Source organism: Rossellomorea vietnamensis, assembly GCF_001305855.1.
Taxonomy (GTDB): domain Bacteria; phylum Bacillota; class Bacilli; order Bacillales; family Bacillaceae_B; genus Rossellomorea; species Rossellomorea vietnamensis_A.
In genome coordinates, this window is sequence record NZ_LIXZ01000064.1 from 1 (window position 1) to 723 (window position 723).

Genomic DNA, 723 nt, shown 5'->3' on the forward strand with positions numbered 1-723 from the left:
GTTCAAGGATACCTCACTGGTGCTGATCATCGGCCTCTTCGACCTGCTGGCGATCATCCGGGCGGGGCTGACTGACAGTGACTGGCTGGGCTTCGCCACCGAGGGCTATGTCTTCGCCGCCCTGGTGTTCTGGGTGTTCTGCTTCAGCATGTCGCGCTACAGCCAGTACATCGAGCGCCGCCTGCACACCGGCCATCGCAACTGACAACAAGGATTCGACCCGACATGAACCAGGCAAATGCCGCCCAGGCCGACTCACCGATGATCGAGATTGCCGGGCTCAACAAGTGGTATGGCGACTTCCACGTGCTGCGCGATATCGACCTGACGGTGGCCCGCGGCGAGCGCATCGTCATCTGCGGCCCCTCGGGTTCGGGCAAATCGACCCTGATCCGCTGTATCAACCACCTCGAGGAGCATCAGGAGGGGCGCATCGTGGTCAATGGCATGCCCATGACCAGGGACGTGAAGCGCATCGAGCAGATCCGCCGCAATGTCGGCATGGTGTTCCAGCACTTCAACCTCTTTCCCCATCTGAGCGTGCTGGACAACTGCTGCATCTCCCAGACCTGGGTGCAGAAGAAGCCGCGCGCCGAGGCCGAGCGCACGTCGATGGAGATCCTCGAGCGGGTGCAGATCGCCGACCAGGCCCGCAAGTACCCTGGCCAGCTCTCCGGCGGTCAGCAGCAGCGGGTGGCCATCGCCCGGGCGCTGTGCATGCAG

1 protein-coding gene and 1 pseudogene are annotated in these 723 nt (G+C 63.3%); both read left to right on the forward strand.

Features of this window, described 5'->3' with window-relative positions; all coding sequences use genetic code 11:
* Nucleotides 1–205: pseudogene (locus AM506_RS23525) on the forward strand (amino acid ABC transporter permease); the annotation flags it as partial.
* Between the two features lie 20 nt (nt 206–225).
* Nucleotides 226–723 (forward strand): ATP-binding cassette domain-containing protein (locus tag AM506_RS23530; protein WP_200908484.1); only part of this gene is annotated, 498 nt, incomplete at its 3' end.